Annotated in this window: 1 protein-coding gene and 1 pseudogene; both read left to right on the plus strand. The window is 77.3% G+C overall.

Annotation, left to right across the window (positions count from 1 at the left end; translation table 11 throughout):
• A pseudogene (locus tag DVA66_RS20475) lies at nt 1-409 on the plus strand (energy-coupling factor transporter transmembrane protein EcfT); the annotation flags it as partial.
• The coding region (locus DVA66_RS20480) for an energy-coupling factor ABC transporter ATP-binding protein (protein WP_157974217.1) at nt 409-1,242 on the plus strand (834 nt) is incomplete at its 3' end. The pseudogene DVA66_RS20475 and the gene DVA66_RS20480, both read left to right, overlap by 1 nt.

Here is a 1,242-nt window from a genome sequence, read left to right on the forward strand (position 1 = left end):
CACCGGCTCACCCGCCCGCCGGGCGCTCACCGCGACCACCGCCCTGCTCGCCCTGGCGCTGCTCGCCCTGGGCGCCTACGCCACCCTCGCCGCCGCGCTGCCGGGAGCGGGCGGTCCGCTGGTGCTGCTGGCCGGGGTGCTGGTGGCCGGTGCCGGGCTGTGGCTGGCCGGCCGGGACGTCCGGCGCACCCGTTACCGCCCCGACCGGATGCGGCCGGCGGAGTGGCTGACGGTGGCCTGCGGCCTGCTCGCCTTCCTGCTGGTGTGGCAGACGGCCCGGGGCCCGGACGCGGCCGCGGTCGTCCCGTCGCTGCGGGAGTGGCCGCGGCTGACCCCGCTGCTGGTGGTCGCGGCGGTCCTCGCCGCGCTGCCCGCCGTCCTCACCCCCCGGCCGGAGGTGGCGTCGTGATGCTGCGCGTCGAAGGGCTCACCGTCCGCTACTCCGCCGACGGCCCGGCGGTGCTGCGCGACGTGGACCTCGCTGTCGAGGAGGGCGAGCTGGTGCTGGTCACCGGACCCACCGGCAGCGGCAAGTCCACCCTCCTCGGCACGATCAACAACCTGGTGCCACGATTCACCGCCGGCGTCCGCACCGGCCGGATCACCCTGGCCGGGGAGGACGTCACCACCCGCGCCCCGCGCGAGCTGGCCGACCGGGTCGGCTGGGTGCCGCAGGACCCGTTGACCGCCTTCGTCACCGACACCGTCGAGGACGAGCTGGCCTACCCGATGGAGCAGCAGGGGGTGCCGCCTGCGCAGATGCGGGTGCGGGTCGAGGAGACGCTGGACCTGCTCGGCATCGCGCCCCTGCGCCGGCGCTCGTTGCGCACCCTGTCGGGTGGGGAGCAGCAGCGGGTGGCGATCGGCAGCGTGCTCACCCTCCGTCCGCCCCTGCTGGTGCTCGACGAGCCGACCTCCGCGCTCGACCCGGTGGCCGCGGAGGACGTCCTGGCCGTGCTGCGCCGGCTGGTGCACGACCTGGGCACCACCGTGCTGGTGGCCGAGCACCGGATGGAGCGGGTGGTGGAGTCAGCCGACCTGGTGGTGCGGGTCGGCGCCGACGGCACCGTCGAGCAGGGCCCGCCGGCCGAGGTGCTGGCCCGCGCCGAGCTGGTGCCGCCGGTGGTCGAGCTGGGTCGGCGGCTGGGCTGGTCACCGCTGCCGCTGTCGGTGCGGGACGCCCGCCGCCGGGCCGCCCCGCTGCGCCGCACCCTCACCGCACCGGTCGACCCGCCGCTGCCC

The organism is Desertihabitans aurantiacus (genome assembly GCF_003344635.1).
Lineage (GTDB): Bacteria > Actinomycetota > Actinomycetes > Propionibacteriales > Propionibacteriaceae > Desertihabitans > Desertihabitans aurantiacus.